This window comes from Sulfuricurvum sp. (genome assembly GCF_049277495.1).
Lineage (GTDB): Bacteria > Campylobacterota > Campylobacteria > Campylobacterales > Sulfurimonadaceae > Sulfuricurvum.
Window position 1 is genome coordinate 99252 of sequence record NZ_JBASYM010000066.1, and the last position, 6600, is coordinate 105851.

Consider the following 6600-nt stretch of genomic DNA (forward strand, 5'->3'; position numbering starts at 1 on the left):
ATAAATTTTACATTCCTCCTCTACAATGCCCCTTGAAATATTACAAGAAGGAGAGTCAATGCGAAAAGTGATACTGCTAGCCATTGCAGCATTTCTTAATGCGGCAGATTTGTCGCAAGTGATCGAGAGCCCTGATGCAGCGGCTATTCTAAAAAAGGATGCCCTCCCTGCAGCTAAAATATTCGCTATGCCGGAGGGATGTGTTACTGAGGATGCCGCAGCGATTGAACGGGGAAAATACATTTTTCACAATCTGAACGGCAAAGTTGCCAAAGAGAATCCGCCTGAGGGATTAACGCGTAAATTAGCCGACGGCAAAGACAAACAATTCGGTAACTGTGTTGCTTGTCACAATATCGAAGGGGCTAATGGGTACGGCAATATCGGACCGGAATTGAATAATTACAAAGCTCTGTATATGGATAACGGTGCCCGTAATGCCCAATTCGTCTATCAAAAAATTGCGGATGCCCGCATTGATAATCCGACGTCTCATATGACGATCAACATGACAAACGGCTTAATGAATGAACGTGAAGTATGCGATTTGACATCGTATATCGTATCAAAAAAATAACTACCAAGGAGATAAAATGGAACGTAGATCTTTTTTAAAAAGTTTTGGAGCAGCGGCAGCATGTGCGGTAGCACTGCCTCATGTTGCAAGTGCAGCGGATGAGAAAAAACCGACCGGTCCTAATGAGATGAATTATGACACAGCGGTAGCGGCGATTACCGGCGGAAAAGCGGTAACTCCATCAGCAAAAGTGAAAATGGAAGCACCTGAAATCGCTGAGAATGGTGCCGTAGTACCGGTAAAAGTAACGGTCGAGAGCCCGATGAGTGATAAAGATTATGTCAAGTCAATCCACATTTTGGCATCTAAAAACGGAAATGTACGTTGTGCCAATGTCTATTTGACCCCTGCCAACGGCGAAGCATTTTTCGGAACACGTGTAAAACTCGGCGGAACACAAGATGTCGTAGCGATCGTAGAGATGAGCAATGGGACTTTTTTAAGTGCTAAACAAAATGTCAAAGTAACAATCGGCGGATGCGGTTGATCGCATCGGTGTGTAATAAAAAACGAACTATATAAGGAAAAAAGCTATGAAAACATTGATCAAAATCAAACCTAAAACCTACGCGGCAGGCGATATCGTCAAAGTCGATTTTATGGCGATGCACCCGATGGAAACCGGTATGCGTAAAAACAAAGATACGGGTGAACTGATTCCGGCGAACTATATCGATGAAGTGAAATTCATGTTCAATGATACATTGATTACCAAAATGATTATTTGGGAGTCGCTTTCGGTTAATCCTCTCATGAGTATCAGTTTTAAAGTACCGGGTGAGGGAACCCTAAAAGTTATCGCAAAAGATAACAAAGGGCAGAGTGTTGAAACAACTTCTGCCATCAATCCGAAAGGATAAAGTATGCGATCATTATCAATCACAGCAGCATTGGTCTGTTTAGCGCTGTTAAGTGGAGCGAATGCTGAAGAGAAACTCAGCATGTCTGATGCCGATAAAGCGATGTATGCCGAACTGGTGGATAACAATCCGGCAGAGATGGACGTTGCGGAAGGGGAACAGCTGTTTGCCGATGTGATCAGTATGGAAAACTACAGCAAAATGTTGGGTGTCAAAGAGAAAGCGCTTCCTTCGTTTATTGCAGGGTTCCCTCGTTATATCGATGCGGCTAAAAAGGTTGTGACACTTTCTCAAACGATTCAAATGGCCGCAGCAGATCAAGGTAAAGCGGTTCCGAAGCTTGAGAGTAAAGAGATGCTGAAAATGACGGCATTTGTCAAATCGTTAGCGAACGGACAGAAAACCAGCATCGACGTTAAAGCGAATGCACAAATGAAAGAGATGATGAAACTCGGTCAAGACGTTTTTGAACAACGACGCGGCGGACGCGGATTGTCGTGCAACAGCTGTCACAGTGCCGATATCGTCGGACAGCGTTTGCGCATGCAAAATCTTCCTGATTTAGGGGCAAGCGTGACGGCTGCGGCGGGAACATGGCCGGCATACCGTATGACCAAAAGCGAAACGACGCTGCTAGACAAACGGTTTCAGCAATGTATGGATAACGCGCTTTTGGCAAAAATTCCGTTGGGTTCACGTGAAATGGTAGCCCTTGAAGTATACGTTACCGACAAAACCAAAGGTAATGATATACAAGTTCCCGGCGTGAAACGTTAAGGGGGGAGAAGATGGATTTATCACGAAGAGATTTTTTTCACATTGCTGCCGCTTTAGGGATCGGGCTGCCTGCCGTTGCATCGGCTGCATCTGCTCCGATGCGTGTCGATGAAGTAGGGCTAAAAGATATTTATTCTTTTAACGCTCGCGGAAATGTAACCTTGCTGCATATCTGTGACATGCATGCTCATATCAAACCGCTCTACTGGCGTGAGCCTTCGACGCTTATTTCAGCGCCGAACTTGACCGGTACGCCGGGCTTTTTATGCGGTGAGTCGTTTTTAAAACATTATGGGATGAAGGGCAAGACCCTCGATGCTTATTTTGATACCTTTATGAACTTCGACGGACTTGCCCATAAATTTGGAAAAATGGGGGGAATTTCACACATGAAAACCCTCATCAACCATATTAAAAAAGAGCGGGGAGCCGATAATGTTCTTCTCCTTGATTCGGGAGATACCTGGCAGGGGACGGGAGTTGCGCTTAAAACCAAGGGTGAAGCGATTGTCAAAGCGCAAAATTACCTCGGAGTAGACGTTATGGTCGGCCACTGGGAATTTACCTATGGCAAAACACGGGTCAAAGAACTGATCGAGATGCTCAATGCAAAATTCATCTCCCAAAACGTCGTCGGCGATGATTCGTTTGCCGATGATTTTGAAGAGCTGATTTTTGAACCGTATACGATCATGGAACGCGGCGGTGCGAAGATCGGAATTATCGGTCAATCGTTTCCGTTTACCTCTACCGCTAACCCGAAAGAGTTTACGCAAGGGTGGAGTTTCGGACTTCGTTTGGACACGCTTCAAACCTATGTCGACAAACTTCGCAAAGAAGAAAAAGTGGACTGCGTCGTCGTGTTATCGCATGACGGTTTCAGCGTTGACCAAGAGGTTGCGCGTCAAGTCAAAGGGATCGATTTTATCCTCAGCGGACATACGCACGATCCTTCTCCGCAGCCGACCGTTATTAACGGTACGGTGATTGTTATCGCGGGAAGCCACGGTAAATATGTCGGACGTTTGGACATCGATATCCAAAACCATAAGGTCAAAGGGTATGAGTACAAACTGATTCCGGTCGCTTCGAATCTCATTCCGGCTGATCCGGAGGGCGAGAAACTGGTAGCAGAGCTTTATTCACCGTATGACTCGGAACTTTCCGAAGTGTTGGGGATTACGAAGAGTACCTTGTTTAAACGCGATACGTTCCATTCGACGTTCGATCAGTTGATCAACGATTCGATTATCGATGCGATGGATTCGGATATCTCCTTCACCCCTGGGTACCGTTGGGGAACCACGGTTCTCGGCGGTGAAGCGATCACGATGGATGATGTGTACGATATGACGGCGATTACCTATCCGAATGTTTATACGTTCGAATTGACCGGTAAACATATCCGTACTTTGCTTGAAGATATCGCGGATAATGTATTTAATGCGAATCCGCTTTATCAGCAAGGGGGGGATATGAGCCGTTTGGGCGGTGTTACGTATGAGATTCGCGTCGGTGCCACAAGCGGTAAACGTATTACGAACATCATGGTAGGGGGTAAACCTCTCAATGATACCAAAGTGTACAAAGTCTCCTCATGGGGCGGCAATTTGCAAAATGCGGGAAGCAATCTGAAAGAACAGCTCACCCGTCCGGTATACGATGTCACGTCAGCGTACATCCGCCGTCAGAAAAATGTCAACATCAGCGGTAACAGCAATGTCCGCATTATGGATTACGACTGCGGATGTCCGAAAAAAGGTGCAAGAGGGTGCTAGGCACCCGCTCGTCAATCTGAAAACTTAAGGAGTTAGGAAATGAAATTAGTCAATCTTAGTATCGCAGCTGCAGCAGCTTGTGTACTCGCAACGTCGGCGCATGCGCTTAAAACGGAAGATCGTGTTCTTAAAGGGAACATGCAGGTTGAATATACAAAAGTACCGGGTGAGGTAAACTCCATAGGTGAAATGATTACCAAAGGCGACGTGTATGGACGTCTTCGTTCGAATATGTTCTGGTGGGATTGGGAGAATGAAAGTTCAGCAGTTCAAGATAATAATATGTGGGGTCTTGGCGGGAGTTTGATCTTCAAATCAGGATTTTTCCATGGTTTCGGAACGACTGTAGGATTTTATGGAACTGCACCAATGGTTTCATCCAATACTATTGATGGCAGTACAACTAACTTCGGTAAAGCGGGTAAAGATACGTATCATACCCGTTCTGATGGCAGTGAAGGCGGAATCGGTGTTCTCGCTGAAGCATACGGTGAATACAAAGCAGGAAAAACCGATGTCAAAGTCGGTCGTCAAATGATTGAAAGTATCATGCTGGCATCGAATGATACTAAAATGGTTCCTAATACGTTTACTGCCGCTACGGTTGAAAATAAAGATCTTCCTGATACAAAAGTCCGTGCGGGCTATATTATGAGCCAAAAATTACGTGACCACCAAACATTTCACAGTGTCATTGCGTATGAAAAGTACAATGAAAATGATGATTCAGGTGCTCATAAAGGGTTGACACCATCTTTAATCAGCGCTGCCGGAGAAGATGTCAATCCTGAAATGATCTTGGTGACTGCTACCAATAAATCAATTCCTAACTTAAAATTGGATGCAGAATACATCGGATTGAACGGATTTTTCTCTACCGCTATTGCAGAAGCTAATTATCAGATCAAACTTAATGATGCATGGACTTTAACTCCGGGTGTGCGATATTTACGTCAAATGGATGACGGTGCCGGTGCAATCGGCGGTGCTGCATTAAGCGGTGTATTTAAAGGTAACACTACCTATACAGGCGCATCTTATGGCTATACAAATCCAAACAGCGCAGACGGCAGTATCATTATGGCACGTTTAGTAGCTGCAAACGGTCCGTTAGTCCTACAAGCAGGGTATTCAAAAATTGCTGATGATGCGGATATTATCGCTCCATGGCGTGGATTCCCGACGGGTGGATATACTCGATCAATGGCACAGGTAGATTGGATCGCCAATACTAAAAACTGGGCGGTTAAAGCATCTTATGACTTTAATAAAGCCGGTTTGGTTCCAGGTATGAAAGTGGCTGTCGATTACGAAAGTATGAATTTTGATGATGCAAAAGCATGGAAATCAACTTTTACCGATCGTAATATTTTTCATGTCGATGTATGGCAAAGTTTCAAAGAAATTCCAAATGCAGAGTTTAGATTGCGTTTTGCAACGGTTGATGCTGAGCCGGCATATACCAGTGCAACAGTACAATCGAGTGTAGATAACAACTCATACAACGAATACCGTTTTGAGATGAACTACCTTTTCTAAGCCAAGGTTGAATGATGCGATTATTGTTGTCTTTATCTATTCTTTGCATGGCGCTCGGCGCGTATGATTTCGCGCTGAGTCCTAAACGGATCACCTCAGAGGTGGTCTGTTTTTTCGGTGAACCGAATGCGATGAATACGACCAATAACGGCAACATGGTCAACACCTGCTACCTTGATACTTCGAAGAGTTATGTCGTTATCGACAGCGGCTCTTCGTATGCTTATGCCGCATCGGTGTATAAAACGATGCAGGCTATCAAGCCTTTACCCGTGGAAATGGTAATCAATACCCATATCCATGATGACCATTGGCTCGGAAACGGTTTTTTCACTCAAATGGGAGTTAAGGTTTTGGGTTCAGATGATTTTGCCCACGGTGTTGATGTACATGCACCGACGCGAATGCAAACCCATATCTCCCCCGAGGCGTATGCTAAAACCGTTCCGACATTGCCGGATACGATAGTCACATCCGATCAGACCATGACTGTCGGCAACCTAACGATAGAACTTCGTTTTATGAAACAGCGCTCCCACAGTGCCAAAGATATGGTCGTTTTCATACCGGAACGCAAACTTCTTTTTGCAGGGGATCTCGTCTTTAACGATCGGGTTCTCTCTTTGCGAGAAGGGGAGATTAACGGGTGGATAAGCGCATTGGACACGTTGGAGAGCTATGGTGCAACGACGATCATCGGAGGACACGGTTATCAGAGTGATCAAAATGCGATGAAGATGACGTATGCCTATTTGACGCAGATGCGCAGTGAAATACGCAGTGCATTGGATGAGGGATTAGGAATCGAGGAGACGGTTGACAAAGTGGTGATGCCGTCTTTTAAATCGTTACGAATGTATGATACGATGCATCGGGCAAATGTAGAATCTGCCTATCGAACATTGGAATGGGAGCAAAAATGAAACGACTATTTCTCGCTCTATTAGTATTGGTGAGCATATCGTGGGGCGATACCCAGCTGGCTGAGCCGATCCCCTCGATCGATAAACCCAGAGAGATTGTACTGGGAGTCAGTTCAGGCGATGATGAGACGATACAGCATGTACTG

Annotated in this window: 7 protein-coding genes; all 7 read left to right on the forward strand. The window is 45.2% G+C overall.

The annotated features are described in order from the left end of the window. Positions 1 to 58 precede the first annotated feature (58 nt). From soxX to WAO38_RS11565, 7 genes are read left to right on the forward strand one after another with little or no spacing between them, the layout of a single operon-like run. On the forward strand, positions 59 to 577 hold the full coding sequence (gene soxX, locus WAO38_RS11535) for a sulfur oxidation c-type cytochrome SoxX (protein ID WP_422237246.1): 519 nt from the start codon (positions 59 to 61) through the stop codon (positions 575 to 577). 16 nt (positions 578 to 593) lie between these two features. Then, positions 594 to 1064 (forward strand): thiosulfate oxidation carrier protein SoxY, encoded by a 471-nt coding sequence (gene soxY, locus WAO38_RS11540; protein WP_422237248.1) that lies wholly within the window; start codon positions 594 to 596, stop codon positions 1062 to 1064. 46 nt (positions 1065 to 1110) lie between these two features. Beyond that, complete coding sequence (gene soxZ / locus WAO38_RS11545; RefSeq protein WP_422237249.1) at positions 1111 to 1437, forward strand: thiosulfate oxidation carrier complex protein SoxZ; 327 nt, start codon at positions 1111 to 1113, stop codon at positions 1435 to 1437. 3 nt (positions 1438 to 1440) lie between these two features. Continuing rightward, complete coding sequence (soxA, locus tag WAO38_RS11550) at positions 1441 to 2214, forward strand: sulfur oxidation c-type cytochrome SoxA (protein ID WP_422237251.1); 774 nt, start codon at positions 1441 to 1443, stop codon at positions 2212 to 2214. Positions 2215 to 2225: 11 nt separating this feature from the next. Next, positions 2226 to 3992 carry a thiosulfohydrolase SoxB gene (gene soxB / locus WAO38_RS11555; RefSeq protein ID WP_422237252.1) on the forward strand — a complete coding sequence of 589 codons (1767 nt, stop codon included), beginning with the start codon at positions 2226 to 2228 and terminating at the stop codon, positions 3990 to 3992. 39 nt (positions 3993 to 4031) lie between these two features. Further along, positions 4032 to 5531 (forward strand): OprD family outer membrane porin, encoded by a 1500-nt coding sequence (locus tag WAO38_RS11560; protein WP_422237254.1) that lies wholly within the window; start codon positions 4032 to 4034, stop codon positions 5529 to 5531. Between the two features lie 14 nt (positions 5532 to 5545). Then, on the forward strand, positions 5546 to 6454 hold the full coding sequence (locus WAO38_RS11565; RefSeq protein WP_422237256.1) for an MBL fold metallo-hydrolase: 909 nt from the start codon (positions 5546 to 5548) through the stop codon (positions 6452 to 6454). Positions 6455 to 6600 lie beyond the last annotated feature (146 nt).

Excerpts from the sequence above, each read along its gene's own strand:
- soxX (WP_422237246.1), top strand. The coding sequence starts at position 59 with ATGCGAAAAGTGATACTGCTAGCCATTGCAGCATTTCTTAATGCGGCA.
- WAO38_RS11565 (WP_422237256.1), top strand. The coding sequence starts at position 5,546 with ATGCGATTATTGTTGTCTTTATCTATTCTTTGCATGGCGCTCGGCGCG.
- soxZ (WP_422237249.1), top strand. The coding sequence starts at position 1,111 with ATGAAAACATTGATCAAAATCAAACCTAAAACCTACGCGGCAGGCGAT.
- soxB (WP_422237252.1), top strand. The coding sequence starts at position 2,226 with ATGGATTTATCACGAAGAGATTTTTTTCACATTGCTGCCGCTTTAGGG.
- soxA (WP_422237251.1), top strand. The coding sequence starts at position 1,441 with ATGCGATCATTATCAATCACAGCAGCATTGGTCTGTTTAGCGCTGTTA.
- soxY (WP_422237248.1), top strand. The coding sequence starts at position 594 with ATGGAACGTAGATCTTTTTTAAAAAGTTTTGGAGCAGCGGCAGCATGT.
- WAO38_RS11560 (WP_422237254.1), top strand. The coding sequence starts at position 4,032 with ATGAAATTAGTCAATCTTAGTATCGCAGCTGCAGCAGCTTGTGTACTC.